Annotated in this window: 26 protein-coding genes; 18 read left to right on the top strand and 8 right to left on the bottom strand. The window is 64.2% G+C overall.

Annotated features, from left to right (window positions below; genetic code table 11):
* The first annotated feature begins 9 nt into the window (after positions 1-9).
* A complete protein-coding gene (locus ACVWZ4_RS07260; protein ID WP_456701306.1) occupies positions 10-429 on the top strand; it encodes a VOC family protein in 420 nt (139 codons plus the stop codon).
* Between the two features lie 65 nt (positions 430-494).
* Here ACVWZ4_RS07260 and ACVWZ4_RS07255 read toward each other — a convergent pair whose 3' ends face one another.
* From ACVWZ4_RS07255 to ACVWZ4_RS07245, 3 genes are all read right to left on the bottom strand, one after another.
* Positions 495-650: a hypothetical protein gene (locus tag ACVWZ4_RS07255; RefSeq protein ID WP_456701307.1), complete on the bottom strand. Its 156-nt coding sequence runs from the start codon at positions 648-650 to the stop codon at positions 495-497.
* 640 nt (positions 651-1,290) lie between these two features.
* Positions 1,291-1,728, bottom strand: a complete 438-nt coding sequence (locus tag ACVWZ4_RS07250) for a hypothetical protein (protein WP_456736242.1) — start codon at positions 1,726-1,728, stop codon at positions 1,291-1,293.
* 38 nt (positions 1,729-1,766) lie between these two features.
* Positions 1,767-2,555 (bottom strand): SDR family NAD(P)-dependent oxidoreductase, encoded by a 789-nt coding sequence (locus ACVWZ4_RS07245; protein ID WP_456739983.1) that lies wholly within the window; start codon positions 2,553-2,555, stop codon positions 1,767-1,769.
* A 195-nt stretch (positions 2,556-2,750) separates the two neighbouring features.
* On the opposite strand from ACVWZ4_RS07245, the gene ACVWZ4_RS07240 reads away from it, so the two are divergent.
* The 4 genes from ACVWZ4_RS07240 to ACVWZ4_RS07225 all read left to right on the top strand — a co-directional run bounded on the left by ACVWZ4_RS07240 (position 2,751) and on the right by ACVWZ4_RS07225 (position 4,984).
* On the top strand, positions 2,751-3,155 hold the full coding sequence (locus tag ACVWZ4_RS07240) for a YciI family protein (RefSeq protein WP_456736240.1): 405 nt from the start codon (positions 2,751-2,753) through the stop codon (positions 3,153-3,155).
* A gap of 18 nt (positions 3,156-3,173) precedes the next feature.
* Positions 3,174-3,536 carry a hypothetical protein gene (locus tag ACVWZ4_RS07235; RefSeq protein WP_456736239.1) on the top strand — a complete coding sequence of 121 codons (363 nt, stop codon included), beginning with the start codon at positions 3,174-3,176 and terminating at the stop codon, positions 3,534-3,536.
* A 95-nt stretch (positions 3,537-3,631) separates the two neighbouring features.
* The gene (locus tag ACVWZ4_RS07230; RefSeq protein WP_456739982.1) at positions 3,632-4,372 is read left to right on the top strand and encodes a TetR/AcrR family transcriptional regulator; all 741 of its coding nucleotides are present in this window, start codon (positions 3,632-3,634) and stop codon (positions 4,370-4,372) included.
* 120 nt (positions 4,373-4,492) lie between these two features.
* Positions 4,493-4,984 carry a DUF2852 domain-containing protein gene (locus ACVWZ4_RS07225; RefSeq protein WP_456736237.1) on the top strand — a complete coding sequence of 164 codons (492 nt, stop codon included), beginning with the start codon at positions 4,493-4,495 and terminating at the stop codon, positions 4,982-4,984.
* Between the two features lie 175 nt (positions 4,985-5,159).
* Here the strand turns inward: ACVWZ4_RS07225 and ACVWZ4_RS07220 are convergent, their stop codons facing one another.
* Together ACVWZ4_RS07220 and ACVWZ4_RS07215 are read right to left on the bottom strand one after the other, a co-directional pair.
* Positions 5,160-6,323 carry an acyl-CoA desaturase gene (locus ACVWZ4_RS07220; protein ID WP_456701314.1) on the bottom strand — a complete coding sequence of 388 codons (1,164 nt, stop codon included), beginning with the start codon at positions 6,321-6,323 and terminating at the stop codon, positions 5,160-5,162.
* A gap of 506 nt (positions 6,324-6,829) precedes the next feature.
* On the bottom strand, positions 6,830-7,093 hold the full coding sequence (locus ACVWZ4_RS07215) for a DUF2231 domain-containing protein (RefSeq protein ID WP_456739981.1): 264 nt from the start codon (positions 7,091-7,093) through the stop codon (positions 6,830-6,832).
* 499 nt (positions 7,094-7,592) lie between these two features.
* Here ACVWZ4_RS07215 and tolQ point away from each other — a divergent pair, with 499 nt between their 5' ends.
* The 11 genes from tolQ to ACVWZ4_RS07160 all read left to right on the top strand — a co-directional run bounded on the left by tolQ (position 7,593) and on the right by ACVWZ4_RS07160 (position 20,389).
* On the top strand, positions 7,593-8,309 hold the full coding sequence (gene tolQ, locus ACVWZ4_RS07210; RefSeq protein ID WP_027532430.1) for a protein TolQ: 717 nt from the start codon (positions 7,593-7,595) through the stop codon (positions 8,307-8,309).
* A gap of 43 nt (positions 8,310-8,352) precedes the next feature.
* Positions 8,353-8,805: a protein TolR gene (gene tolR / locus ACVWZ4_RS07205; RefSeq protein WP_092227175.1), complete on the top strand. Its 453-nt coding sequence runs from the start codon at positions 8,353-8,355 to the stop codon at positions 8,803-8,805.
* A gap of 4 nt (positions 8,806-8,809) precedes the next feature.
* Positions 8,810-9,772, top strand: a complete 963-nt coding sequence (locus tag ACVWZ4_RS07200; protein ID WP_456790067.1) for a protein TolA — start codon at positions 8,810-8,812, stop codon at positions 9,770-9,772.
* Positions 9,773-9,813: 41 nt separating this feature from the next.
* Positions 9,814-11,160: a Tol-Pal system beta propeller repeat protein TolB gene (gene tolB, locus ACVWZ4_RS07195; RefSeq protein ID WP_456738232.1), complete on the top strand. Its 1,347-nt coding sequence runs from the start codon at positions 9,814-9,816 to the stop codon at positions 11,158-11,160.
* Between the two features lie 241 nt (positions 11,161-11,401).
* Complete coding sequence (locus tag ACVWZ4_RS07190) at positions 11,402-13,732, top strand: putative bifunctional diguanylate cyclase/phosphodiesterase (RefSeq protein WP_456739979.1); 2,331 nt, start codon at positions 11,402-11,404, stop codon at positions 13,730-13,732.
* A 172-nt stretch (positions 13,733-13,904) separates the two neighbouring features.
* Entirely contained in the window at positions 13,905-14,630 is a 726-nt protein-coding gene (locus ACVWZ4_RS07185; protein WP_456701318.1) for an N-acyl amino acid synthase FeeM domain-containing protein, read from the top strand.
* A gap of 291 nt (positions 14,631-14,921) precedes the next feature.
* Complete coding sequence (gene pal, locus ACVWZ4_RS07180) at positions 14,922-15,410, top strand: peptidoglycan-associated lipoprotein Pal (RefSeq protein ID WP_092227179.1); 489 nt, start codon at positions 14,922-14,924, stop codon at positions 15,408-15,410.
* A 188-nt stretch (positions 15,411-15,598) separates the two neighbouring features.
* Complete coding sequence (ybgF, locus tag ACVWZ4_RS07175) at positions 15,599-16,627, top strand: tol-pal system protein YbgF (protein ID WP_456736232.1); 1,029 nt, start codon at positions 15,599-15,601, stop codon at positions 16,625-16,627.
* A 64-nt stretch (positions 16,628-16,691) separates the two neighbouring features.
* Positions 16,692-17,789 (top strand): tRNA lysidine(34) synthetase TilS, encoded by a 1,098-nt coding sequence (gene tilS / locus ACVWZ4_RS07170; RefSeq protein ID WP_456739978.1) that lies wholly within the window; start codon positions 16,692-16,694, stop codon positions 17,787-17,789.
* Positions 17,790-18,031: 242 nt separating this feature from the next.
* Positions 18,032-19,957 (top strand): ATP-dependent zinc metalloprotease FtsH, encoded by a 1,926-nt coding sequence (ftsH, locus tag ACVWZ4_RS07165; protein ID WP_092227182.1) that lies wholly within the window; start codon positions 18,032-18,034, stop codon positions 19,955-19,957.
* Positions 19,958-19,969: 12 nt separating this feature from the next.
* Positions 19,970-20,389 carry a DUF3052 family protein gene (locus ACVWZ4_RS07160; protein WP_456701321.1) on the top strand — a complete coding sequence of 140 codons (420 nt, stop codon included), beginning with the start codon at positions 19,970-19,972 and terminating at the stop codon, positions 20,387-20,389.
* A gap of 228 nt (positions 20,390-20,617) precedes the next feature.
* Here the strand turns inward: ACVWZ4_RS07160 and ACVWZ4_RS07155 are convergent, their stop codons facing one another.
* The 3 genes from ACVWZ4_RS07155 to ACVWZ4_RS07145 form a co-directional block, all read right to left on the bottom strand.
* A complete protein-coding gene (locus ACVWZ4_RS07155; RefSeq protein ID WP_456701322.1) occupies positions 20,618-20,941 on the bottom strand; it encodes a hypothetical protein in 324 nt (107 codons plus the stop codon).
* A 220-nt stretch (positions 20,942-21,161) separates the two neighbouring features.
* On the bottom strand, positions 21,162-22,967 hold the full coding sequence (locus ACVWZ4_RS07150) for a hypothetical protein (RefSeq protein ID WP_456739977.1): 1,806 nt from the start codon (positions 22,965-22,967) through the stop codon (positions 21,162-21,164).
* 11 nt (positions 22,968-22,978) lie between these two features.
* Complete coding sequence (locus ACVWZ4_RS07145) at positions 22,979-24,493, bottom strand: hypothetical protein (protein ID WP_456736229.1); 1,515 nt, start codon at positions 24,491-24,493, stop codon at positions 22,979-22,981.
* A 353-nt stretch (positions 24,494-24,846) separates the two neighbouring features.
* On the opposite strand from ACVWZ4_RS07145, the gene ACVWZ4_RS07140 reads away from it, so the two are divergent.
* Complete coding sequence (locus ACVWZ4_RS07140; RefSeq protein ID WP_092227186.1) at positions 24,847-25,011, top strand: Flp family type IVb pilin; 165 nt, start codon at positions 24,847-24,849, stop codon at positions 25,009-25,011.
* 184 nt (positions 25,012-25,195) lie between these two features.
* Entirely contained in the window at positions 25,196-26,551 is a 1,356-nt protein-coding gene (locus tag ACVWZ4_RS07135; protein ID WP_456739976.1) for a metallophosphoesterase family protein, read from the top strand.
* Positions 26,552-26,665: the final 114 nt, after the last annotated feature.

Below are 26,665 nucleotides of genomic sequence, written 5' to 3'. Positions count from 1 at the left end.
AGAGAGACGATGCTCAGTGCCTATCTGTTCTATCAGGACACCTGCGAAGCAGCGTTCAACTATTACGCCAAGGTCCTCGGCGGCACGATCGACGCCATGATGCGTCTCTCGGATACCCCGCCATCGGATATGCCCCCAGGGCCGCCCGGGCGCGAGAAGACCATCATGCATGCGCGGATGACGTTGCCAGGCGGCGCCGTGCTGATGGCCTCCGACACGCCGCCTGAGCATTATCACAAGCCGCAGGGCTTTTCGATCTCGCTCACGGTCGTGGACCCCGCGGAGGGCGAACGCAAGTTCAACGCACTCGCCGACGGCGGCACCGTCACCATGCCCTTCAGCAAGACGTTCTGGGCCAAGGGCTTTGGCATGTGCGTCGACAAATTCGGCATTCCCTGGATGGTGAACTGTCCGGCCGAGGGTATGTGACAGGCGCGATCGCCTGATTTGCCAGGATGTCCCTCTCTCCGATATCGCGAGAGAGGGGCACCTCGTCAGCGGATCGATCCGGTGACGTCCTCGCTCGGCGGCTTCGCCACGCAGCTGGGACAGATCACGAGCTTCGAACCAAGCTGCTTGTCGTTCTCGGCTTCGATCTCGTCGTGGACGGCCCACCATGCGTCGGAATAGGGACGCAATGTGGAAAGCACTCTTTGCCGATCCAGATTGGAATCGCTGTCCGGCGGAGCATGATTGGCAAGCCGACGTTTTGTGACAACGGGTCGATTGGGATCCTGACCGAGCCCGTCCCATGCGATCGGACGACGCTCCGCTGCCGCCGCGGCAGCACACCCCGCGAGCGCTGCGCAAAAACTGAGCAAGACGATAACGTGCCGAGCCATGCCGGACCTGCCGTACGAAATGGAAAACGTTGCGTCGCAACGCTTACGCGGCACTTGAGGGAAATCCGCGTCGACGGCATGGCCGAATGGAGATTCCTTCCCCTCCCATTTCTGCGAGGGCAGTGCGAGCGGCTTCGTGACATGAGGCGGAACTGCATCGCACAAGAATTGGCGAAAGATTGGGCTGTAAACTACGTGCCGGAATCGCTAGTTTGGGTCATAATACCTACAAATCAGGGTGGACGTGACGGGGAAGGGAGCGACCGATGGCGGCGGCGCTACAAATCAATTTTGCTCTATGGGGAATGCTCATCTGCGCCAGCGTGAAGCTCGCGCCGATGGTGCAGATCATGTTCCACTAGGGAACAGCCAGGTCGTGACGGCAATGTTTGTGACGACGACCGCTCCCTGTACGAGCATGTAGAGCCGGCAGACTGTCGTCGAGGTGTCATCGACAGCGCGGGTAGATCGCGGCGAGGTCGCGCCCCTTCAGCAAGATCAGTCGTGAGGTGAGACCGCCGTGGCGGCTGATCCAGTCGCGGACCGGGCCGGGATAGGCTGCAAGCACGGCTTCGGATGCTTCCGGCTCGGCATAAAAGCGTCCGCGCCGGTCGACCGAGCGCGCGGCATGGAAACCCAGAACGGCGCGCTTCGTGGTGCAAATGCGATCGCCCGGCACGATGCTGAGCACCAGCGTGCAGGCGGAGAGGCAGGGGCCGTCGATCACCACGCGTTCCCCGCTTTCGCGCACCTTCTCGAAAAGGTCGAGGAATGGTCCGACCTGTCCGCCGGGGCTTTGGATGATGCGGATCTCGGCTTCGGCGGTTGCGGAGACGAGCAGCGCGGCTGCGAGCATCAGGGCTTTGAGGACGGTGATGCGCCGCATCGAGCACTCCACGAAATCGCGAACCCGGTTACAAGGCTCTACCCGTTGCGCCGCTCGCCGCGCAGCGTCGGCAGACCGATACCCGCAGCATCGAAGCCGCCATCGACGGCCAAAATTTGACCGGTGATGTAGCTCGCGTTGTCGGAGCACAGGAAATAGATCGCTGCGGCGAGTTCCTCCTCCAGGCCGTAGCGGTTGAGCGGGATGGCATCGTGATAGTCGGCGCGAATCTCCTTGGTGTGCACCTGCTTCGCCATCGCGGTGTCGACCGGACCCGGTGCGACCGCGTTGACGCGGATGTTGAGCGAGGCGAGCTCGACCGCGAGCTGCTTGGTGAGGTGCGCGAGCCCCGCTTTGCTGGTGCCGTAGGCCGAGCGCAACGTCGAGGCGCGCACCGCCGAGATGGAGGTGACATTGACGATCGCGCCGCCATTGCCGTCGCGCATCAAGGGCACCGCGGCCTTGGTGCAGAGGAACGGACCAGTGAGATTGACCGCCATGATCCTGTTCCAGTCGGCGTCGCTGGTCTCCAGCACGGGCGCGAACACGGCGACGCCGGCATTGTTGACGAGCGCATCGAGCCGGCCGAAGCGGCTCATCACCGCCGCCATTGCAGCGCCCACGGCGACCGCGTCGGACACGTCGCAGGTGATAGCCAGCGTGTTGTCGGGATTTTTCAGCGCAGCAGCCGCGCTGGTCTGCAGCTCGCCCTCGACATCGAGCAGTGCCACGCGCCAGCCGTCGGCGAGGAAGCGCTTCGCCGTGGCCAGGCCGATCCCGCGTGCGGCACCGGTGACGAGGGCTACTTTGGCAGGGGAGGAGGTCATGGCGCGGTCCTTTGCTGGAGCCCGCGCGGCATGACAGTTTCGTTGGTCCCGTGCAAGGCGCTCATTTCGGACAGAGGGCGCCGCCGGGGAGCCACAATGATCTGCCGAAAAATTTCTCGGGCCGTGTCGGCCTGGCAAGAGCTCGTTCGTCTTGGAAGTGAGCGCGGGGGCTACAACCGCGTCGCAAGGAACCGCATGCGATTCATGATGCTGATGATCCCGCTCGGCTACGAGACTGCGCCGGCGGACGAGCAACTCGATCCCGAACGTGTCGCCGCGATGATGCGCTATAACGAGGCGCTGAAGGATGCGGGCGTGCTGATCACGTTGGACGGCCTGCATCCGCCGTCGACGGGCGCCCGCGTCTCGTTCGCCACCGGCGCACCGGTCGTGACCGATGGCCCCTTCGCGGAATCCAGGGAAGTGCTGGGCGGCTACTGGATGATCGAGGTCGGCTCGCGCGAGGAGGCGATCGCCTGGGCGAAGAAATGTCCGGCCTCGGTCAACGAGATCATCGAGATTCGCCAGGTGCAGGAAATGTCCGACTTTCCGCCTGACGTGCAGGCCGCAGCCGCCGGTTTTGACGATCTGAAGCAGTAGACAAGGGAGAAACGACCGATGAGCACTGACACCTATCTTGCCGTCTTCCTCGGCAGCAAGAGCAGTCCGAAGTGGGCGGCGTGGACTGCGATGCCCGACGCAGAGCGCAAGGCCAAGGAGATGGAGGGCATGGCGGCCTGGAAGGGCTGGGTCGAGAAGCACCAAGGCGCGATCCAGGCCATGGGCGGTCCGCTCGGCAAGACCAAGAAGGTCGATGCCAACGGCATCGCAGACATCGCCAACGAGATGGGCGCCTTCACCGTCGTCCGCGCCGCCTCGCACGAGGCTGCCGCCAAAATGTTCGAGAACCACCCGCATTTTGCGATCTTCCCCGGCGAGCGGGTCGAGATCATGCCGGTGCTGCCGATCCCGGGCGGCTAGGGCCGATCGGAACGTCGGATCCGTGGAAGTCCGGGTTCACCAAACCCGGTTGCCGCTAGTGACCTTCGTGCCCGGCTCATGTAAAGCTCGTTCACATGAGCTGGCGCAAGGAGCAGCGCCGCGCCGAGCGCGGCTATCACCACGGCAATCTGAAGGAAGCCCTGTTGCAGGCCGCCCTCGGGTTGATCGCCGAGAAAGGTGCGGCCGGGTTCACCTTCGCCGATGCTGCGCGCATGGCCGGCGTCAGCGCGGCGGCGCCTTACCGGCATTTTCGCGACCGCGACGAGCTGTTGTCCTCGATCGCCCAGCGCGGCTTCGAACAGTTCGAGCAGCGGCTCACCGCAGCCTGGGACGACGGACGCCCCGACACCGTCACCGCGTTCGAACGCGTCGGCCGGGCCTATCTCGCCTTCGCCGGCGAGGAGCCCGCCTTCTACAACGCGATGTTCGAATCGGGCCTGCCGGTCGACGCCAACGCGGCGCTCCAGGCCGCCAGCGAGCGCGCTTTCAACGTCATTCGTGCTGCAGCCGAGCGTCTTGCCGCGCTCGCGCCGCCCGGCGCGCCGCGGCCGCCGGCGATGATGATGGCCCTGCACATCTGGTCGATGGCGCACGGCGTCGCCTCGCTGTTCTCGCGTGGCGATGCCGCGCGACGAAAACTGCCGATGTCGCCGGACGAGCTGCTTGAGGCCGAGGTGCTGATCTATCTGCGCGGCCTCGGCTTCCCCACCGATCGGCGGTCGCCCGCGACAAGCGCCGAGCCTCCGCCGGTGCCACCGGAGGCATCCTCCGGTTCCGGCGTGCCGCCCGGCGGCCCCTGGGGCAGGCCGAAATAAATCGCGCAAATAATCACGCGGGCGTGTCAGGCCGCCAGCTTGACAAAATCGCGGGATGGTCTAGCTATGTAAATGTTATTTACATTCACAACGGCGCTGATGCCGTGATGGAGAAGGGAAATGGCCTACACCGCTGATGTCAATCGCTGGCGCGGCCCCTCGGACCAACAGCAACAGTACGCGCGGCCCCACATGCTCGATACGCCCTGGCATCCTGGCTGGATTGCCGTGACCATTCTCGGCTTCATCATCTGGTGGCCGATCGGTTTAGCCCTTCTCTTTTTCACACTCGGGAGCAGAAGAATGTCGTGCTGGAGCAACCAGGATCGCTGGCAGAACAAGATGGAGCGGATGCAGTACAAGATGGACCGCATGCGTGACCGCATGGAGCGCCGCGGCTTCGGCTTCGGTTTCGGCCCGCCGTCCTCTGGCAACCGCGCATTCGACGAGTACCGCTCCGAAACGCTGCGCCGGCTCGAGGAAGAGCAGGTCGAGTTCAAGAACTTCCTCGATCGTCTGCGCCACGCCAAGGACAAGGAAGAGTTCGACCAGTTCATGGCCCAGCACAAGACGCGCCCGACCCCGCCGCCGACCGACCAGCAGCAGGGCTGATCCAAAAAACGGCCTGATGCCCCTCAAAGCCTTCAGGCGCATGCCCCCAAAGTCCTGATGGCCCCGAGCCGCCCGCCTGCGCACGCCGCAGGCGGGCGGTTTGGTTTGTGGGGTGGCTTCGCGCTCGGCCTCGCGAAATGACCCTGCGCAAGCGAACCCGGTCGGGTGGCGAGATTCAGCGCACCGTCACGAGCTGCGCGCGAACCGACGTCAGGAAGTATTCGTAGGCGTGATCGACGATCTCGTTGAGTGATCGCGTTCGCGCAAACATCGCGCGAGCCTCGGCGAGAAACTCCTCGCGGGTCGGAATCTTCGGCAGGTGCAGATGCGTCAGCGCATCGACGCCGTCATGGGCCCGATCGAGGATGTCATGCAGCGTCGGCAGGTGCAGCTGGGCGAGATCGGCCCGGTGCAGCGCCGACGAAATCGCGTGCGCCAGCGCGTGCGCGTCGAAGCGACCGGCAAGCTCGCGGGCCGCACGCTTGATGACGCGTGCACCGAGCGGCTGCTCGTTGCGCAGCACCAGTTCGGGCGGCGCCTTCATGTTCCAGACGATACCGAACCAGGACAGGGCCTTCAGAACGTAGTAGGTCGGGTCGATCTCCCACCAGTAAAAGCCCTGTCGCACGCTGCTCTGGTAGGCGTGGTGGTTGTTGTGCCAGCCTTCACCCATGGTGAACAACGCCAGCAGCCAGTTGTTGCGGGAATCGTCGCCCGTCACGTAGCGCTTGCGCCCATGTACATGGGCGAGCGAGTTGATGCAGAAGGTGGCGTGATAGACCAGCACCGTGCTCCACAGGAAGCCGACGACCAGACCCGACCATCCCGCGACGAGGAAGCAGAGCACCGCGAGCGTCACGGCCGGCAGCAGCTCCAGCCGATGCAGCCAGATCAGCTCCGGATAAGCTGCAAGATCGCCGACCTTCACGAGATCGGTCGTGTCGTGCTGCCGGTAAAAGATCCAGCCGAGATGGCTGTACAGGAAGCCGCGATGCCGCGGCGAGTGCGTGTCGTGCTCAGTGTCGGAATGCAGATGATGGTGCCGATGCTTGGCCGCCCACCACAGCACGCTCTTCTGCGCACTACTTTGCGCAATGAAGGCCAGGATGAACTGAAACACCCGGCTTGTCGCATAAGCCTTGTGCGAGAAATAACGGTGGTAGCCCGCCGTGACTCCGAACATGCGCACGACATACAACGACGCGCAAATCGTGAGGGCCTGCCACGTGATGCCCGACCAGATCGCCGCAACACAGCCGAGATGGACCAACAGGAACGGCACGGCCGAGGGGTACATGATGTCGTCGTGCTGGTCGTCGGCGGGCGCGTTGGGCGACATGTCCTGGCGTGACCTTTCTTGGCGTGACCGCGAGGGGGCGTGTGACGGCAACAGCGCCGCCGGGTACGAAAAACCCGCGGATGGCGGACCACCGCGGGCTTGAAATTTCGACGGACTATATGGTCGTGGATGCCGCGCATGCAAGCTCGTAGCCTCACGGGGGCTGCGGCATGGTGCGCGGGTGCCGCCGGCGCGGCGTCGCCTAATATTCGACACGCGGAAGCATCCAAATACCGGAGGCGACGATGGGCAACTTCGCGACGAGGCGCAGCGCGCCGCCGCCGCCGATCCGATTTGGCAAGGCCAGCACCGGTGTGATTCTTGCGCATGATGATCGCCGATCTGATCGGAGGCCGGCTTGGCGGCAGCGCCGCCGACGTGAACGCTTCGCTGCGTTCGTGTGAGCATCGGCCGTCCAACACGCAGGGTCTACGCCGGCTGCACGGCCCTCGGTAATCCCGCGCCGGCTGACCAACTGCACCGAGCCTGCTTCTGCAGCGTGAGCCTTAGGCGGCGCGGCGGTGGCTCTCGCCATGCGACGACGACCAGGGAAAGCACCACGCCCCAGGGCTTGATCGCGACCTCAGCGCCTTGCGCGTAGCGAGATGGAAATTGATCAACGCCAGCACGACCGCTGCGAGGTTGCCGACCATGTGGTACCAGGCATCATTGAGGCGGCGAATGCGCGGTTCACTGAAGAAGTCGGTAAAGCCGGCCGCGGCAGCAACGAGCGCCATCACGATGCCCGCAACCGGGAACGGGATGATCATGGGTGGAGCGGGTGATCCCCGAGGGGCGGCGGTCGTCTTGGGTTGATGCTCATGGCAAATCCTCGCCAAAAGTGATTTTCGGGACAATTGACCGGGGCAGGCCGGTTGCTCCGGACATTCGTGGCGCGTCGGGTGATGCCAGACGATCCACGCGCCCCGCAAATACCGGCCTGGCACCCTGATGTCCCATCCCCCTGCGCCGCCTGCCTTTCCCGCAGCCAAATTCGCGGGTGGTAACCCGGCATTAACCATCGCCGGGCACTGGTAATTATGGACAATCGCGCCCGGAGCTGTCGTCGAGGCCCTTAGTTTTGACATCTTGGCAGGGAATGCAGGCGGCGGCTTTGGACCAGCCCCTGTACCCCAGAAAGACAAGGCTTTGAACAGGCTTGCCGGCTGCGGCGGTTCTACCGCGGCTGTTAGGAAACCGGCCGCCATTTGCGGGACGGGACAAAGGTAACGATCGCCAGAAAACGGTCGTCTTGAGAGGATATTGCTGATGAATCCGGCCGACGTGGCTCAGTCCGCCCTTCCGGTTGCCGCTTCCGCCGACGTGTCGCTGATCGCGCTGTTCTGGCAGGCTCACTGGATCGTGAAATGCGTCATGCTAGGCCTGTTGTCCTGCTCGGTCTGGGTCTGGGCCATCGCGATCGACAAGATCTTCCTTTACGCCCGCACCCGCCGCTCGATGGACCGGTTCGAGCAGGCATTCTGGTCCGGCGAGTCCATCGAGGAGCTCTATCGCACGCTCTCGGCCAAGCCGACCCATTCCATGGCGGCCTGTTTCGTAGCGGCGATGCGCGAATGGAAGCGCTCTTTCGAGAGCCACGCCCGCTCGGTCGCCGGCCTCCAGATGCGGATCGACAAGGTCATGAATGTCTCGATCGCCCGTGAGGTCGAGCGGCTGGAACGCCGCCTCCTGGTGCTCGCGACCGTCGGCTCGGCCGGCCCCTTTGTCGGCCTGTTCGGCACGGTTTGGGGCATCATGTCGAGCTTCCAGTCGATCGCGGCGTCGAAAAATACCTCCCTGGCGGTGGTGGCGCCCGGCATCGCGGAGGCGCTGTTTGCGACCGCCGTCGGCCTTATCGCCGCCATACCTGCCACTATTTTCTACAATAAGTTCACCTCCGAGGTGAATCGGCAGGCCCAGCGGCTCGAGGGCTTCGCTGACGAATTTTCAGCCATCCTGTCCCGGCAGATCGATGAGCGGGGCTGACGGAGTGGATGGATAGCGTGAAGGCGGGATTGGGCATCAAGCCATGGGCATGAACGTAGCCAGTTCGTCCGGAGGCGGCGGCCGTCGCAGCCGGCGCAAGCCGGTCATGGCCGAGATCAACGTCACGCCGATGGTCGACGTGATGCTGGTGCTGCTCATCATCTTCATGGTGTCGGCGCCGCTGCTCACCGTGGGCGTGCCGCTCGACCTGCCGCAGACCCAGGCCAAGAGCCTCGATCAGAGCGACCAAAAGCCGATCCAGATGTCGGTCGACATCAACGGCAAGGTGTTCATCGCCGATGCCGAGATCGCGATCAACGAGCTGATTCCGAAGCTGAAGGCGATCACGGATGCGCGCGGTGGCCTCGAGGAGCGCATCTATCTGCGCGCCGACAAGAAGGCGGATTACGGCACGGTGGCCAAGGTGATGGGCCTGCTGTCGGGCGCGGGCTTCAAGAAGCTGGCGCTCGTCACCGAAGCGGATCAGGGGTCTTAAGATCGTGAAGGTGAACGTCGACAAGACACTGGTTGCGTCGATCGCCCTCCACGTCCTCGTGATTGGATGGGGGCTGCTCACCTTCAGCAGCAAGGCCTTCATCGCGCCGGAAGAGTCGCTTCCGGTCGACATCATCTCCACCGATCAACTGGCCCAGATGATGTCGGGGCAGAAGACCGGCGATAAGAAAGAGCCCAAGCCGAAGGTCGAGAAGATCGCCGAGGCCAAGCCCGAGGAAGATTCCGTCGGCAAGGTCACCGAGAAGAAAGAGCTGATCAAGACCAACTCGACCCCCGACACGCCGCCGCCGAAGCCCGTCGAAAAGCCGGTCGAGAAGAAGTTCGATCCGCCGAAGCCGGTCGCCGAGACCAAGCCGAAGGAAGAGCCGAAGCCGCAGGAGAAGAAGCCTGATCCGGCCAAGGAAGATCCGATCGCGGAGCTGCAGAAGAAGCTGGAGAGCAAGAAGCCGCCGCCCAAGCCGGTGGAGCAGAAGGTCGCGGCGGTGCAGCCGCAGCAGCAGCCGAAACCGAAGGAGCGCACTTTCGACCCCGCGCAGATTGCCCGCGACCTCGACAAGCGCGCTGCGACCCGGCACGAGCTCACGGGAGCGGCGCTGAACGCGTCGGCGTCGTTGGGTTCGACATCGGGGACGTCCGCCAGCAACGTCGCGACTTGGCAAGGGGCATTCATGTCCGCGGTCAGGCGCTGTTTCACGCCGACCTACAACGGACAGGATGCCGATCAATATGAAGTCGACATCGATATTTCCATGAAGATCGATGGAACGCTGGCATCCGAACCAGTCGTCGTTGCGGCGAGAGGACCATCGCGGTCGATCGCTGAGGCGGTGGCGGAGAGTGGCAAGCGAGCCATCGTGCAGTGTCAGGTCTATTCATTCCTGCCGAAGCAGCAGTATGACACCTGGAAGACCATTCCGATGCGCTTCGGACTGAAAGACATGTTGTGACATCCGAACAAAAGAATTTTGCAATGAATGACGTTCGATCGATGAACCGCCGCCGCTTCATGACCCTGACCGGATCGACCCTCGCGTTGCTCGGGGGCGGACAGGCTTTGGCGCAGGGGCAGCCGCGGCTCCGCATCGATCCCACCGAATTTCGTCCGATCCCGATCGCGATCACCAATTTCGTGCCGGGCTCGCCCGCCGACGGCGACGTCGGCAACGGCGTCACCCAGGTCATCACCAACAATCTGAAACGCTCGGGCTTGTTTTCCCCGATCGATCAGGCCGCCTTCATCGAGCGCATCAGCAACATCGACGTCGCGCCGCAATTCGATAATTGGAAAACCCTCAACGCCCAGGCCCTCGTCACCGGCCGCATGACGCGGCAGCCGGACGGTCGCCTCAAGGCCGAATTCCGCCTGTGGGACGTGGTCACCGGCCAGCAGCTCGCCGGCCAGCAATATTTCACCTCGCCGGAATATTGGCGACGGATCGCCCACATCATCTCCGATCAGATCTACGAAAAGTTGACCGGCGAGAAGGGTTATTTCGACAGCCGCGTCGTGTTCGTCGACGAATCAGGGCCGAAGGAGCGCCGCGTCAAGCGCCTGGCGATGATGGACCAGGACGGCGCCAATGTGCGCTATCTCACCCGAGGCGCCGACCTCGTGCTGACGCCGCGTTTCTCGCCGAACTCGCAAGAGATCACCTACATGGAGTTCGGCCAGGGCGATCCGAAGGTCTATCTCTTCAACATCGAGACCGGCCAGCGCGAGATCGTCGGCAATTTCCCCGGCATGACCTTCGCGCCGCGCTTCTCTCCGGATGGCCAGCGCGTCATCATGAGCCTGCAGCAGGGCGGCAATTCCAACCTGTTCGTGATGGATCTGCGCTCGCGTTCGACGACGCGTCTCACCGACACGCCGGCAATCGACACGTCGCCGTCCTACTCGCCTGACGGCACCCGCATCTGCTTCGAATCCGATCGCGGCGGCCGATCGCAGATCTATGTGATGGCGGCCGGCGGCGGCCAGGCGCAGCGCATCTCGTTCTCCAAGGACGACAACAACGCCACCTATTCGACGCCGGTGTGGTCGCCGCGCGGCGACTACATCGCCTTCACCCGGCAGGGCGGCGGGCAGTTCTCGATCGGCGTCATGAAACCCGATGGCAGCGGCGAGCGGCTGCTCACCTCAGGCTTCCACAATGAAGGCCCGACCTTCTCGCCGAACGGCCGTGTGCTGATGTTCTTCCGCGACCCCGGTGGCAACAGCGGACCATCGCTGTTTTCGGTCGACATCTCCGGCCGCAACGAGCTGAAGGTGCCGACGCCGGGCTTCGCCTCCGATCCGGCATGGTCGCCGCTGTTGTCCGCGACCGCGGGTCAGTAGAAGAGATCGCGGCTGCGACGCGCGATCTTTTCAAACGAAAGCGCCAGATTTTTCGGGTTTGCGCGCGCGCGGCAATCCTTCCTTCACCTTGTACCCGGCAAGGCTTGCCTAGTTGCTTGATTTTGCAGCGGAAATAGATTCGCTATTGCCGAAAAACAACTCGACTTTAACGATGTTCCCTCAGAAAGGCTTCATCTGGTCCGGGTAAAAGTACGCGCTAAACAGGACGCGTAACAAGCCGATGCAGCTGGCCGACCAGAAGCAGAGTGATCGAGACGAGCTGGAGCCCATACTCTACGCCGCTCTCATCAACTCCATGGTTCAGAATTTCTGGGCGATCTTCCTCGGCTCGGCCTCCGCCGCCGTGGCCGCGGTCATGACTGCGCTGAAGACCGGCGACGCCAGGCTTTGGCCGATCGCGTTCCTGCTGATCGCCATCGGTACCGCGCGCGCGTTCCAGATGCGCAGCTACGAGAACCGAACAGAGGCGCTGTCATTCGAGGAGGCCACGCATCTGGCGCCGCGTTACTGGGCCGGCGCGCTCAGCTATGCCGCGGTGCTCGGCCTGTGGGCCTTCGTCGTGATCTATCTCAACGAGGATCCCGTTGCCGACATGCTCTGTGTCGCGATCGGCATCGGCTATACGGCGGGCGGCGCGGCCCGCAATTACGGCCAGCCCCGGGTGGTCCAGTGGCACGTCGTGCTCGCCTGCGGACCGATGTCGCTCGCGCTGCTGATGCATGGCGGCCTCTACCACATCGGACTCGCCATCCTGCTCGCGTTCTTCTTCGTCGGGCTGAAGAACATCAACCTCAGCCTGCACGCGATCTTCGTGAAGGCATTGACCTCGAGCTTCCGCGAATCCGCGCTGGCGAGCCAGTTCGATACCGCCCTCAACAACATGCCGCACGGCCTGTGCATGTTCCGTGCCGACGGGCGCCTGGCGGTGATGAACCACCGCTTCGGCGAGCTGATGCAATTGCCCGAGGACCTGGTCAAGCGCGGGGCTACCGCCGTCGACATCGTATCGGCCTGCGTCGCGGCGGGCACCATCTCGGTCGAGAGCGGCAATCAGGTCATCGCCGAGATCGAGCAGGCGCGGATCCGCGAGATTGTCAGCGCCGACCCGGATACGACGCGCGGCCGCGCGCTGGCCTGGACGTTCCAGCCGATGGCCCGTGGCGGCACCGTGGTGCTGCTGGAAGACATCACCGAACGCACCAATGCGGAAGCCCGCATCAGCCATCTTGCCAGATATGACGAACTGACGGCGCTGCCGAACCGGGTCTCTTTCCGCGATGAGATCGAGCGGCTCCTCGCCCATTCGCACCATTCCGAACGGCTCTCCGCGTTGCTGTTCATCGACCTCGACCAGTTCAAGCAGGTCAACGACACGCTCGGCCACCCCTGCGGTGACCAGCTCCTTTGCGCGGTCGCCAACCGCTTGCGCGAGATGCTGCGGCCGGAGGATTTCGTCGCCCGCTTCGGCGGCGACGAGTTCGTCGTGTACCAGCAGAACATCAATTCGCCCGAGGATGCCGCGAGCCTCGCCCGCCGCATCGTCGAGCGCCTGAGCGAGCGCTACCGTATCGACAATCATCTGGTCGAGATCGGCGCCAGCGTCGGCATCGCGCTGACCTCGCCCAAGGGCACCAGCGCCGACACGCTGCTCAAGAACGCCGATATGGCGCTCTACCGCGCCAAGGCCGACGGCCGCGGCACTTTCTGCTTCTTCCGCGACGAGATGGCGGCGACCGTCGAGGCTCGCCGCATCCTCGAGCTGGACCTGCGCAAGGCGCTCGCCAATGAGGAGTTCGAGCTGTTCTACCAGCCGCTCGTCAACCTCAAGTCCGGCAAGATCACCACCTGCGAGGCGCTGCTGCGCTGGAATCATCCGGTGCGCGGCACGGTCTCGCCGATCGACATCATCCCGGTTGCCGAGGACATGGGCCTGATCGTCGATCTCGGCCGCTGGATCCTGCGCCGCGCCTGCATGGAATGCATGAAGTGGCCCGAGGGCGTCAGTGTCGCGGTCAATTTCTCGCCGCAGCAATTCCATCAGCGCGACGTGCTGAGCGAGATCCGCTACGCGCTCGAAGTGTCGGGCCTGCCGGCCCATCGCCTCGAGATCGAGATCACCGAATCCTCGTTGCTGCGCAACACCCAACTCACCCACGACATCCTGTCGCAGCTGCATGCGCTCGGCGTGCGCATTTCACTCGACGATTTCGGCACCGGCTATTCGAGCCTCAGCTATCTGCACAATTTCCCGATGCAGAAGGTCAAGATCGACCGCTCCTTCCTCGAGGGCATCGACACCGATCGCCCGCTGACGCTGCTGCGCGGCGTGGCACGGCTGTCGGCCGATCTCGGCATGTCGGTCGTGGTCGAAGGCATCGAGACCAACGAGCAGCTCGAGTTGATCAGTGCCGACGGCACCGTGTCCGAGGCGCAAGGCTATCTGTTCAGCCGCCCGGTGCCCGCGGTGCGGATGCGCCAGCTCCTGAACGCCTCGCATGGACGGCGCGGCGAGAACCTGCTCCAGGTTGTCGGCGCGCGCTCGTTCGCCTAGCCGCTGCTTCCCCGAATTGCCCGCCGTTTCACGCTGTTGCGGCAGCTCCGTAGTCCTACGGTCGGTTAACCCTAACAGTTCGATTGCTTTGCTTCGTTGTTAAGAAGCTGTTAATAATTGGTCACGCGTGGAGGTTGTCCTGCGCGTATGCGGTGGTGGGTCAGGAGTAGGGATGCAGTCCTCAGCCAGAGCGATCATTTCGGCTGTTGGACGGGGTGCAGAGCTCCTGACCGACGTCGACTATCATCTTGCCGAGACGGTCGAGGAGAAGGAGGAGATCTACAACCTCCGCTACCGCGCGTATTTGCGCGAAGGTGCCGTCAAGGAATCTGCCGAGGCACGCGTCACCGATAAGTATGACGAGCTGCCGAACGCGTGGACCTTCGGTGTCTATCTGCGCGGCGAGCTCTGCAGCTCGGTGCGCATCAGCGTGCTGACCTCGGAATGGCGCTCATCGACCTCGGCCGACGTTTTTCCCGACGTCGTGCTGCCGCGGCTCGATCGCGGCGAGGTCATGATCGATCCGACGCGGTTCGTCGCCGATCCTGATATGGCCAAGCGCGTCCCCGAGCTGCCTTATCTGACGACGCGTCTCGCCTACATGGCGTGCGAGCATTTCAATGCCGATCTCGGCCTTGCGATCGTGCGTCCCGAGCATCACGCGTTCTATCGCCGGGTGTTCCTGCACGCGCCGATTGCCGAGCCGCGGCAGGTGCCTGGCCTCACCAAGGCGTTCGGGTTGATGGCGGCCGATTTCCCGACCTTCCGCAAGAAGGTGTTCGAGCGCTATCCGATCATGCGCTCGACGGCGTTCGAGCGGCGCATGCTGTTCGGGCGCGGCGGCCAGCGCCAGGTTCCGCAGCGGCCGGTGCTGGTGGCCGAGGCCGCTCACGCCTGATTCTGCGGCGGCCCTGTGACGGCCGGAGCGGCCTCCGGGCAGGGGGAGTTCGCGTCGTCAGCCATATCGGGGCCAAAATTCCGGCGATATCCAGCGTTTTTGCCCGGCCCCCCGGCTTGCCTTCACCCTCGCGCCACATTTACAACCCATTAACCATGATGGGTGCTTTTCGCTGGTTGGGGGCATTTGACCGGCTGAGGCAAGGTTCCGTCAAGGTTGACGGAACGTTCGCTTAACCAACCCCCTGTAGACCGGACAGCAGTGGACGAACGTGAGCGTGGAGGCTCCGGAATGAAATATCCTATGCGTATCCTCCAGGGATTGAAGCTGGCCGCGGTGCTTGCCATTGCCCTGTCGATGGGCGCCTGCGCCAACAAGAACATGGGTATGGACGCGAATGCGAGCGCGGCGACGCCGGGCAGCCAGCAGGATTTCGTGGTGAACGTGGGCGACCGCGTGTTCTTCGAGAGCGACCAGACCGATCTGACCCCGCAGGCGATCGTGACCCTGGAGAAGCAGGCCCAGTGGCTGCAGACCTATCCGCGCTACTCCTTCACCATCGAAGGTCACGCCGACGAACGCGGCACCCGCGAATACAACATCGCCCTCGGCGCCCGCCGCGCCCAGTCGGTGCGTTCGTTCCTGGTCTCGCGCGGCATCGATGCGAACCGCATGCGCACCATCTCCTACGGCAAGGAGCGCCCGGTGGCCGTGTGTAACGACATCTCCTGCTGGTCACAGAACCGTCGTGCCGTGACCGTGCTGAACGCGAGCTCCTGATCTCTGGTCAGCCGCTGTTCATCTTCAGGAACCGATGATGCCGGCGCCCTCACGGGCGCCGGTTTCGTTTCAGCGACCTGTGACTGAAAACCCCTTGGTGGTAGTCACAGTTTTGGCGTACTCCCCTTCAATGTGTGGCGCGTCGCATGTTCCGTCGCAGGCCATTTCGCTTTCGTCGTCAGGGCAAGATGTCATCCAGATTTAAGGTCTTAACCGGCACCGCGGCCGCCGCCGCGCTGCTCTCCTTGTGTTCGCCGGCCTTCGCCCAGTCGGACGATGGCGACCCCGAGATGCGGATCGAGCGGCTGGAAAACCAGCTGCGCCAACTCACCGGCCAGAACGAAGAGCTGCAATATCGCAACCGCCAGCTCGAGGATCGCATCCATCAGCTCGAGGGCGCGACACCCGGCCAGGCGCCGCTGCAGCCCAACGTCGCAGCCGTGCCGCCGGCCCAGGTCGCCCCTGGCTATCGCCAGCAACCGCCGCAGCAGCAGGGCATGCAGCCGAATTACGAGCAGCCGCAGGTCGCCGCTCCCGCGCCGATCGTTCAGGAGCAGCCTGGCCCCGGCGCGCCCGGCAGTCGTCGCCGTGGCGATGCGTTCGACCCGAGCCAGGCTCCGAACGCTCCCGGCGCGCCGCGCGCGCTCGGCGGCGGTCAGCAGCCGCTCGATCTCAGCGCCAATGGCGGCCGCTATCCGCAGGCCGCAGCGCCGCCCCAGCAAGCCTATCCGCAGGCGACCGCGCCCCAGGCGGTCCAGCCCGGCTATCCGCCCGCCCAGCAGGCTTACCCGCCGCAGGCCGGTGCTCCGGCTCTCGCGACCCTGCCGCCCTCGGCCACGCCACGGGACGAGTTCGACCTCGGCATCGGCTACATGCAACGCAAGGACTATGCGCTGGCCGAGCAGACCATGAAGAATTTTGCGGCGAAATACCCGAACGACCCGCTGCTCGGCGATGCGCAATACTGGCTCGGCGAGAGCTACTACCAGCGCCAGCAATATCGCGATTCCGCCGAAGCGTTCCTCGCCGTCACCACCAAATACGACAAATCGGCGAAGGCGCCGGATGCGCTGCTGCGGCTCGGCCAGTCGCTCGCCGCGCTGAAGGAAAAGGAAGCCGCCTGTGCCGCCTTCGGCGAGGTCGGTCGCAAATATCCGCGCGCCTCCGCCGGCGTCAAAGCCGCCGTCGACCGCGAGCAGAAGCGGGTGAAGTGCTGATCCGCTGACAAAGCGGATGGTGTTGCGCTAAACAGTCGATCCATCCGCGGACGATTGCAGCGTCATGTCAGACGACGACGATTCACCGATTTCGGCGCGCGCGGCGAAGCAGCTCTTCGCCGGGCTGGAAGCTGCGCCGGCGCTGGTGCTGGCGGTGTCTGGCGGCCCCGATTCGGTCGCGCTGATGTGGCTCGCGGCGCGCTGGCGGCGCAGTTTTACCCGCGGACCTGAGCTCACGGCCGTCACCGTCGATCACGGCCTGCGGAGCGAGGCCGCGCGTGAGGCGCGTGAGGTCAAACGGCTGGCCGCTGAGCTTGGCCTTGCGCACCGGACTCTGCATTGGCGCGGCGCCAAGCCAAAGACGGGATTGCCTGCCGCCGCGCGTGAGGCCCGCTACCGCCTGCTCGCGAAGGCCGCGCACTCAGCCGGCGCGAGCCATGTGCTGACCGCCCATACCCGCGACGACCAGGCCGAGACCCTGCTGATGCGGCTCGTCCGCGGCAGCGGCATCGCCGGGCTGTCGGCGATGGCGCGCCTGACCGCGCGCGACGGCATCGTGCTCGCGCGTCCGCTGCTCGATGTTTCGAAATCGCAGCTCATCGCGACCCTGAAACGGGCCGGGATCGGTTTCGCCGACGATCCCACCAACCGCGATGCCACCTTCACACGACCGCGATTGCGGGCGCTGTTGCCGCAGCTTGCCGCCGAGGGCGGCGATGCCCGCACGCTGGTGCGGCTGTCGGCGCGGCTTGCCCGCGCCAATGCGGCGGTCGAGGTGCTGACCGACGGCGCCGAGCGCTTCCTCGCCTTGCGGGATCGCGGCGGTGCGCCGCATCGGGGCGTTCGCAGCTTTGAGGCCGCGGCCTTTGCAGCCCTGCCGGAGGAAGTCCGGCTGCGGCTGTTGCTGCGGGCCATCGATGCGCTCGGGCATGAAGGGCCCGCGGAACTCGGCAAGGTCGAAACCCTTCTGGCGGCGCTCGACCAGGCCGTCCACGGCCAGGCGGTCGCGACGGCCGCCCGCGCCCCCGCAAATGGCCGTCCGATTCTGAAGCAGACCTTGGCGGGCGCCTTGATCAGCCTAGCGGGCGGGCGTATCCACATCGCGCCTGCGCCGGCCCGGCGGTCGAAAGGGGACGGCAAGGCGGCGAGGGGCGGACCATGACACCGGCCGTTTGCCCCGGATGCCGTCAGGACACCTTAACCAGGCAGGAAAAAGCCCGGCTTTGACGCCATTATTTCAGCGGGAATCGCTCTAAGATGGGATAAATAGTCCCATCTCGTTCCCTTGGCAGCAACCCGGGCGGCACCTAGATTGTATCCATCTAACCGAGAGGATTCCTTGGGGATTTTCTCTAGCTTGCCCAAGGATGAGGCCGCGATCCGCGCGACCACGAAGGAAGATCGATGAACGCCAATCTGCGCAATTTCGCCCTCTGGGTCATCATTGTTTTGCTGCTGTTGGCGTTGTTCACGCTCTTCCAGAATCCGGGTCAGCGGGCCTCCTCGCAGGACATCGCCTTCTCGCAGCTCCTCAGCGAAGTTGACCAGGGCCGTGTCCGCGACGTCGTGATCCAGGGGCCTGAAATCCACGGCACCTTCACCACCGGCCAGAGCTTCCAGACCTATGCGCCGAACGACCCGACGCTGGTGAAGCGCCTCTATGACAGCAAGGTCCAGATCACCGCCAAGCCGCCCGGCGACAACGTGCCGTGGTTCGTCTCGCTGCTGGTCTCCTGGCTCCCGTTCATCGCGCTGATCGGCGTCTGGATCTTCCTGTCGCGGCAGATGCAGGGCGGCGCCGGCAAGGCGATGGGCTTCGGCAAGTCGCGCGCGAAGATGCTGACCGAAGCGCATGGCCGCGTCACCTTCGAGGACGTCGCCGGCGTCGACGAAGCCAAGCAGGACCTGCAGGAGATCGTCGAATTCCTGCGTGACCCCGGCAAATTCCAGCGCCTCGGCGGCCGCATTCCGCGCGGCGTGCTGCTGGTCGGCCCTCCCGGCACCGGCAAGACCCTGATCGCGCGTGCGGTGGCGGGCGAAGCCAACGTGCCGTTCTTCACCATCTCGGGTTCGGACTTCGTCGAGATGTTCGTGGGCGTCGGCGCCTCTCGCGTGCGTGACATGTTCGAGCAGGCCAAGAAGAACGCGCCCTGCATCATCTTCATCGACGAAATCGATGCGGTCGGACGTCATCGCGGCGCCGGTCTCGGCGGCGGCAATGACGAGCGCGAGCAGACGCTGAACCAGCTGCTGGTCGAGATGGACGGCTTCGAGGCGAACGAGGGCGTGATCCTGATCGCCGCGACCAACCGTCCCGACGTGCTCGATCCCGCGCTGCTGCGTCCGGGCCGCTTCGACCGTCAGGTCGTGGTGCCGAACCCCGACGTCGTCGGCCGCGAGCAGATCCTCAAGGTCCACGTCCGCAAGGTGCCGCTGGCGCCCGATATCAACCTCAAGACCATCGCGCGCGGTACGCCGGGCTTCTCCGGCGCCGATTTGATGAACCTCGTCAACGAAGCTGCCCTGACCGCTGCGCGTCGCAACAAGCGCATGGTCACCCAGGCCGAGTTCGAAGAGGCCAAGGACAAGGTGATGATGGGGGCCGAGCGCAAGTCGCTCGTCATGACCGAGGAAGAGAAGCTGCTGACGGCCTATCACGAGGGCGGCCACGCCATCGTCGGCCTCAACGTGCCCGCGACCGATCCGATCCACAAGGCGACCATCATTCCGCGCGGTCGCGCGCTCGGCATGGTCATGCAGCTGCCCGAACGCGACAAGCTGTCGATGTCGCTGGAACAGATGACCTCGCGCCTCGCCATCATGATGGGCGGCCGTGTCGCCGAAGAGCTGATCTTCGGCCGCGAGAAGGTCACCTCGGGTGCCGCCTCCGACATCGAGCAGGCCACGCGCCTGGCCCGCATGATGGTGACGCGCTGGGGCCTGTCGGAAGAACTCGGCACCGTGTCCTACGGCGAGAACCAGGACGAGGTGTTCCTGGGCATGTCGGTGTCGCGGACGCAGAACGCCTCCGAGGCAACGGTCCAGAAGATCGACTCCGAGATCAAGCGCCTGGTCGAGGAAGGCTACAAGGAGGCGACCCGCATTCTCACCGAGAAGCATGCCGACCTCGAGACCCTGGCCAAGGGCCTGCTCGAGTTCGAGACGCTGACGGGAGATGAGATCGTCGATCTCCTCAAGGGCAAGAAGCCGAACCGCGAGTCGGTGCTCGAGCCGACCACGCCGCGCGCCTCCGCGGTGCCCCCGGCCGGCAAGTCGCCGCGCCCGCGGCCCGATCCGGATCCCGGCCTGGAGCCGCAGCCGCAGGCGTAAATCTCGCCTGCCATGGCCGGATATTCCGGCAAACCCATTGTGCAAAAGCTCGGTGTCAAGCCGGGCTTTTGCATTTTCGTGGACGGCCTCGCCACGCCCTATCGCGACGTCGTCGGTGAATTGCCTGACGGTGTGACCATCGCGAAGGCGATCAGGCCTCCGCTCGACATGGTGCATCTCTTCGCAGCCGAAGCCAAAGGCCTCGCCGCAAAACTGCGCAGCTCCCGCAAGGCGATCGCGCCCGACGGGATGATCTGGGCATCGTGGCCGAAGCAGGCATCGGGCGTCCCGACTGACGTGACCGAAGCCCTGGTGCGCGAGACCGCGCTCGCGAACGGCCTCGTCGATATCAAGATCTGCGCGGTCAACGATGTCTGGTCCGGCCTCAAGCTCGTGATCCCCCTGAAGGATCGCGCGAAAGCCGCCAAATAGCTCCGGTCCCGTCGGGTGGGCACAGGCGCCCTTGCGCCGTGTCCACGATCTCTCGCCCATCGCGGCAGGTGGCGGGCACGCCTCGCGGCGTATCAGGAAGGCACGTCATCGCTCCACACTGCGTCATTGCGAGCGCAGCGAAGCAATGACGACGTGGATGAAGTTGCGCTCAGACTGAGCGCTCGTCCCCCGGACACGAACAGGAGCCATTCAGCGCCGGCTCCGCATTCACGACGCCAGCCGAAGCCAGACGTCGTTGCTCGCCAGCGTACCGTCGGGCGTGGCGATCTCCAGGTCTACGACGTGCAGGGAGTGGTCTCCGTAGACATATTTCAGGTGCCAGATCAGCCCGAGGTCCGGCGTGATGATGAAATCATCGAGTCCATCGGTGATCGCTCGAACCGCCTCCCGGTGCGTCAGCGGCGCCGAAAACATCGCATCGATCAGATTGGCGAGGCTCATGCCTTCGACCAGCATCATGCGCGCGATGTCGTCGCCATGGACCTGGCGGAGCGCTGAGACGATGACGGCAATGGCGTCCGGATTTTTCATGACACGGTTTGCTTCAGGCCATTTGCATAGCCCGATCTGACTGCATTGAGCCGCGTCAGGCACGAAGCTGACGTAGCCCGGATGGAGCGTCAGCGTAATCCGGGATCGCTACTTTAGAGAAGGCCCCGGATTGCGCTACGCTCCATCCGGGCTGCGGCCTCCCTTGTCGCTGGGCCGGTGGGGTCATCGTCGAGCATGTGCGGAAGGCCCGGACGAGCTCTTACCGGCGCACGCGCCAAACAGTCCAGCCGGGTTTCGACACGGCCCGCACCGGCTCCAGATAGTCCGGAGCTTCGCCGCGGCCGAGATGCGCGGCGAGGCCCTCCGGCGCGATGCGGACAAGATCCTCCTGATCGATGGAGCCGTTGCACGTCAGGATGTAGTCGACCTGCCGTGCGCGGAACATGTCGCGCGCGGCTTCCGGTGTTTCCGTCATGCTGTGGACCATGACGAGGTTGCCGTCATTGTTGCGGTGGTAGGGAGCAGCGAAGACGGAATGTTCCGTCGCGGCCAGGATCGCAGGACCCGAATCGATCGGCGCCATCACCCGCCCGGCCGGCAGGAAGGCGAGCGGTGCGGCGCTTGAGATGGTCTGGCAGGATTCGGCGGGATCTGGCATCGCGATCTTTTGTCCGCCCGTGCCGGCAGCGAGTGCCGGCCAGACCGCAAAACCCATGCCGCCGAGTGTGGCGGGCGACACCAGTAGCGCCGCACGTACCAGCCGCCAACCGGCCACGACCTTGGTGCGAAGCCGGGTGATTCCCGCGACGCATAGCGGGGCCGCCACGATGTTCGCGGCAGCGGCGCCGCGCAATTCCCACAGGCTCTCGCCGAACAGCGTTGCGAGCGTGATGGTCGAGACGATCCAGCGAAAGCGCGTTTGCGGCGTGCAGCCAATCATGGCAGCCACACACGGGCCGAGCGTCAGCAATGGAAAAGCGTAATAGCCAAGCAGCTTTTGCGGCTGCAGCTGGGCCAATTCCGTCACCGGCATGGTCTCGATGACGCGGCCAAGCCAGAAGCTGACGAGCAGGGGGTCAACCTGCGCATAGGGCGATGCAACGCAGCTCGGGTATGACCTGAAGAATGCGCCGAGCAGGAGAGCACCGGCGAGAGCGCTCGCCGTCAACCGCACCCACAAGCCCTCGCGCAGCCGGCTAGCACCGGCGATCACAAGCAGCGCGATGCCGCCCCCTGCGGCCAGGAGCAGGATGGGTCCGCCGAAGGCATCGCAGACCGGCGTGAGGAGACTGTTCATCGGGAGCAGAAGCAGCGCCAGCAGCAGCGACGACCCGGCAAGGCCTGCACCGAAGGCGCAGGCTGGGCGCAGGGCTTCAGCGCCTTTCCACACCAGGAGTGCCACGACGGCCGCGCTCGCCGCAGCGATGGCAGGGAGCATTTCCAATCCGACCGATAGCGAAAGCGCTGCGAGGAATCCTGCCAAAGCCGCCTTGGCTGCACGGTATTCCAGGTCGCGGATGTGGAGCACGAAGCCGAGCAGCAGCACGATCTGCAGATTGTGATGGTCGATCGCGCCGGCGCGGAAGTGGATGAGGGCAGGGATCGACAGCGCCGCAAGCAGAATCGCCGCGAGCTGCGCCCGCGGCTTGTCCGCCGGAGCGCTTGCCTGACTTGCGATCCTCGCCGCGAGCCATAGCGCGGCGGCCAGCAATAGCGACGGCCACAGCACCAGCGTGAGTGCTTCGGCATGATGCTGGCCGAGGAGCGGGCGGAACAAGAGGATCAGAATGGCCAGGGGCGCATCGACGATGCGGGACCAGTGCATGGCGATTCCGGGCGGGTCGAGCCGGTATTGAGTCAGGTCGAACCAGCCCTGGCCGGAGAGAAGATCGCGCACTTCGACCAGACGCATGGCGTCGTCGGTCGACAGCGTGTCGAACACGCCGGTTTTGATCGCCGGAAGTGCGAGCACAGCCACGATTGCCGCCCAGATTATCGCGAGCACGATCGCAGGCTTCGGCTCCGCGGTCGATCGTTGCACGGTCGATGGGGCGAGCGGCGGCATTGTCGGGCGTCTCAGTTCGATTGGGTCGGCACGGGCGTGTTGCCCGCGCCCGTTGCGCCATCACGCACATGGATCACGGCGATGTTGTCGCCATAGAGCCGCTTCCAGCCCTTGATGTGATCGAGCACCTGGGCGGCCGGGCTGTCGGCCACCATCAGCGTGGCGTCGATCTTGTACTCATCGAGCAGCCGCGTCAGATTGTCGAGCTTCTTGACCTCGACCCCCTTGAAGAAATCCATCACGAAGGTCTCGCCATAGAGTTCGGCGCGGCCGTCGATGAACACGGGCATGTCGCGCGAGATCAGATAGCCGCCGAACTGGTAGGCGTTGAAGATGCGCTGCGCCTTGCGTTGCTGGAGCAGGTCGACGGCAGCGACGGGCGTCTGGTCCATCGTGAAGGTGAACCGGTGATGCGACATGTAGATCGAGGTCGAGGTCCAGGCCGCAGCCGCGATCATCAGCGCGGCAGTGATTGTGACGTAGCGCGCCGCCCAGCTCTCGGCGGCCTTCTCACGACCTTGTGCGTCCGTTTGCGGCAGCGGCGGTCTTTCGCCGAGAGGCTTGGCCAGCGCCAGCGGCACCAGGAAGGCAAAGGCCTCGATGCTCCTGACATGCGTGAGCCCCATCCAGGTGAAGAGCACGATCAGCAGAATGCGTGGCGGCGACAGCGTGAGGCCGCGAAACAGGCCGAGTGCGATCAGTCCGAGGATCGCGGCCTCGAATGCGGAGAACGAGGCGAAATTCGCCGGCATCCATTCCGAGATGACGGACAGCAGCTCGCCGAGATTGAGGATGTTGGTCGCGCCCAGCAGCGTGCGCCAGCCATAGGGAGTGACGCAGGCAGCCGCCGTGGCGGCGACACCGAACAGGAACCAGCGCGCGAGCAGCCGGATCTGCTTGCCGGAATCCAGCGTCCAGATCGCCTCCAGCGCGATCGGGCCGATCAGCGCGAGGCCGAGCACGAAGCCGCCATGCAAATTCGCCCACAGCGACATCAGCGGCAGCCAGACCCAGGACGGCGTGGCCTTGCGGTCGGCCGCATTCATCAGCACGCCGACCCAGGCGATCATCACCGGCAGTGCCAGGATATGCGGCCGCGCCAGGACGTGATGCAGCGACAGCAGCACCGCGAGCATCGCAAACAGCACCGAGCGCGGGATCTCGAGATGCGCATCGAGCAGATGAACCAGGATCGCTGCGGATGCGGCGATCCCGAGCGCGGTGAGGATCACCGGCCCCGCCCAATCCCATTGCGTGTAGGAGATCGAGAACAGGATTTGCGACAGCCACGACGTCGAGATCCAGGGCTCGCCAAACCGTGTGAACGAATAGATGTCGGTATAGGGCAGGGCGTGATGGTCGAGAATCCACTGACCGATCTTGATCTGCCAGAACGAGTCGGAATCCTGAAGCAGCGTGTCGCCGATATAAAGGAAGAACAGATAGGCGCCTGCGCCGACACACAGCGGCACCAGCGCGCGAGCGCGGCTCTGCACTGCGATGCTGTTGGTGAAGGAAAGAGACATGCCGCCTCGTGGTGTTCTTATCGGGTTGATCGCGCGGGCGGCATTGGACCACGGCGGTCATAACTTCCAGTAAATCAGCGGGGCTACCCAAAGCGTTTGCGAGCGAAGCGGATACCGGTGCGCGTCAAGCAAACGCGTCCGGACGGGACCCTTCCGTGTGTCCGCGCAATTTAACCGGTTGTTTTAGATTTCGGTTTACCATCGACGAATACATGCAATCCGTTCCATGTTTGCGCAGTCGAATTAACTGCGGTGCAAGTCTTTGCCTCTACGTTCGGTTCCATGGTCGGGCGGCGCTGGGAAGCCGAAAAGACCGGACCAGTTGAAGCCACGTGAATCCTTTGGAGCAGTCTATGAAGAACCTCGTTTCGCGTTTCGTGAAGGACGAATCCGGCGCTACCGCCATCGAATACGGCCTGATCGCCGCTGGTATCGCTCTCGCGATCATCACCGTCGTCAACCAGCTCGGCACCTCGCTGAACACCAAGTTCGGTTCGATCTCGTCCAGCCTCAAGTAAGCTGAGACGATCTCTGAGTTCAAAGAGCCCCGTCCTCGGATGGGGCTCTTCTTGTTTGGGGCGTGCATCTCGGCAGAGAACGCATCTGCGGGAGTTGCGGCTTCGATCGATTTTTGCGCGTTGCTCCCGCTTTCGGAAATTGCCATTCTTCCATCGGACGTTTGCAATGGAAGGTCGCTGATCGGTGAAAGATTCCATCTCCGCGCTGTTGCCGCGCGGCGAGGGCCACCAGTTTCTGCTGTATGGTGACTCCTGCTCGGGCGTGCCTGGCGCATTGCACGAAAAGACCTTCGCCGCGGTCAACGCCGTCGTCCAACGCCTGCGACCGCAGCCTGAGTTCATCGTCTTTCCGGGCGATGAAATCATCGGCCTGACGCCGGATGCGGACGCTCTTCGCGCGCAGTGGCGATATTGGCTGGATACGGAAATGGCATGGCTGGACCGTGTCGCCATTCCCATGTGGCACACGTCCGGCAATCACACGACCTACGATGTGATGAGCGAAACCGTGTTTCGCAGCGTTCTCGATCTGCCCGACAACGGACCGTCAGGGCAATCAGGTCTCTCCTACTTCGTGCAGCGCGGCGACCTTCTGATGGTGTTCGTCAACACGCTGTGGAGCGGCCTCGGCGGCGAGGGACATGTCGAAATCGAATGGCTCGAGGCGACGCTGAAGCAGCACGGCGATATCAGGCACAAGCTCGTCATCGGTCATCACCCGGTGTTTCCCGTCAACGGCTTTTCCGGCGCATATCAACGCGAGATCGGCCACGAATACGCGCGGCCGTTCTGGGATATCCTCGTGAACGAAAACGTGCTGGCCTATCTGTGCAGCCACATCCTGGCCTTCGATGTGCAGGCGCATCGTGGCGTCCTGCAGATCTGCACTGCGGGTGCCGGAACGGCACACCGAATGCCCGAGGATGTCGAATATCTCCATTGTGTGCAGGCCGCGCTCGATACGCACGGCCTGCGCTATCAGGTGCTCGATACCAATGGTGCGGTCAGAGAAAGGCTGGAATGGCCGGTACCTGATCCTGATCCGAACCGGTGGGCGGCGCTGCCGTCCGGCGAAGCCGAGGCGCTGTTCAGCGGACCTGTCCGGAGCGGAGCCAGCATCGAGCTGAGACTGACCGGGCAGAGCGCGACGATCGATGCCGCATCGGCGCAGACGATCTTCACGGCTTTCGGGCCCGGCGCGATTGCACCCATCTGGCTTGGACTTCGCGGGCCTGCGCAAACCCTGACCGTGATTGTCGGTCGCGATCCAGGGCGCAGTCCGGCGTATTGGATCGGCCCCGACCTTGCCGTGGATGCGCCGTTTGATATCCACGTCAGGATCTATCCGGACATGGGGCCGGGCGGTCTCTTGTATCGTCACCACGAGGATGCCAGGTGGTCGTCCTTCAACGCGGCGACGGCGCGCGGGGTGGAAGGTCTGTCGTGGCCCGAGCGCTGGGGGATCGGTCACGGACAAGGTGGCCCTGAAGATCGTCCCTTCAGAGGTGCGGCGCTCAGTGTCCAGATTGCGCTGATGTAGCGCCTCCGCCAGCGACCTCGATGATGCAATGCACGCCGATGCATTTGCTTCTTGTCATCCCTCCTGAATAGTTGTTCAGTCCTTCAGGGACGATTTGCTCGATTGCAGTGACGA

The organism is Bradyrhizobium sp. USDA 4472 (assembly GCF_054058595.1).
This window is presented reverse-complemented; position numbering and strand designations above follow the sequence as displayed.

Coding starts and splice junctions, on each gene's coding strand:
- ACVWZ4_RS07245 (WP_456739983.1), bottom strand. CDS start 2,555: ATGACCTCCTCCCCTGCCAAAGTAGCCCTCGTCACCGGTGCCGCACGC.
- ACVWZ4_RS07225 (WP_456736237.1), top strand. CDS start 4,493: ATGGCCTACACCGCTGATGTCAATCGCTGGCGCGGCCCCTCGGACCAA.
- ACVWZ4_RS07235 (WP_456736239.1), top strand. CDS start 3,174: ATGAGCACTGACACCTATCTTGCCGTCTTCCTCGGCAGCAAGAGCAGT.
- ACVWZ4_RS07190 (WP_456739979.1), top strand. CDS start 11,402: ATGCAGCTGGCCGACCAGAAGCAGAGTGATCGAGACGAGCTGGAGCCC.
- ftsH (WP_092227182.1), top strand. CDS start 18,032: ATGAACGCCAATCTGCGCAATTTCGCCCTCTGGGTCATCATTGTTTTG.
- ACVWZ4_RS07185 (WP_456701318.1), top strand. CDS start 13,905: ATGCAGTCCTCAGCCAGAGCGATCATTTCGGCTGTTGGACGGGGTGCA.
- ACVWZ4_RS07220 (WP_456701314.1), bottom strand. CDS start 6,323: ATGTCGCCCAACGCGCCCGCCGACGACCAGCACGACGACATCATGTAC.
- tilS (WP_456739978.1), top strand. CDS start 16,692: ATGTCAGACGACGACGATTCACCGATTTCGGCGCGCGCGGCGAAGCAG.
- tolQ (WP_027532430.1), top strand. CDS start 7,593: ATGAATCCGGCCGACGTGGCTCAGTCCGCCCTTCCGGTTGCCGCTTCC.
- ACVWZ4_RS07215 (WP_456739981.1), bottom strand. CDS start 7,093: ATGATCATCCCGTTCCCGGTTGCGGGCATCGTGATGGCGCTCGTTGCT.
- tolR (WP_092227175.1), top strand. CDS start 8,353: ATGGGCATGAACGTAGCCAGTTCGTCCGGAGGCGGCGGCCGTCGCAGC.
- pal (WP_092227179.1), top strand. CDS start 14,922: ATGAAATATCCTATGCGTATCCTCCAGGGATTGAAGCTGGCCGCGGTG.
- ACVWZ4_RS07250 (WP_456736242.1), bottom strand. CDS start 1,728: ATGCGGCGCATCACCGTCCTCAAAGCCCTGATGCTCGCAGCCGCGCTG.
- ACVWZ4_RS07240 (WP_456736240.1), top strand. CDS start 2,751: ATGCGATTCATGATGCTGATGATCCCGCTCGGCTACGAGACTGCGCCG.
- ACVWZ4_RS07145 (WP_456736229.1), bottom strand. CDS start 24,493: ATGTCTCTTTCCTTCACCAACAGCATCGCAGTGCAGAGCCGCGCTCGC.
- ACVWZ4_RS07160 (WP_456701321.1), top strand. CDS start 19,970: ATGGCCGGATATTCCGGCAAACCCATTGTGCAAAAGCTCGGTGTCAAG.
- tolB (WP_456738232.1), top strand. CDS start 9,814: ATGAACCGCCGCCGCTTCATGACCCTGACCGGATCGACCCTCGCGTTG.
- ACVWZ4_RS07140 (WP_092227186.1), top strand. CDS start 24,847: ATGAAGAACCTCGTTTCGCGTTTCGTGAAGGACGAATCCGGCGCTACC.
- ACVWZ4_RS07150 (WP_456739977.1), bottom strand. CDS start 22,967: ATGCCGCCGCTCGCCCCATCGACCGTGCAACGATCGACCGCGGAGCCG.
- ACVWZ4_RS07155 (WP_456701322.1), bottom strand. CDS start 20,941: ATGAAAAATCCGGACGCCATTGCCGTCATCGTCTCAGCGCTCCGCCAG.
- ACVWZ4_RS07230 (WP_456739982.1), top strand. CDS start 3,632: ATGAGCTGGCGCAAGGAGCAGCGCCGCGCCGAGCGCGGCTATCACCAC.
- ybgF (WP_456736232.1), top strand. CDS start 15,599: ATGTCATCCAGATTTAAGGTCTTAACCGGCACCGCGGCCGCCGCCGCG.
- ACVWZ4_RS07260 (WP_456701306.1), top strand. CDS start 10: ATGCTCAGTGCCTATCTGTTCTATCAGGACACCTGCGAAGCAGCGTTC.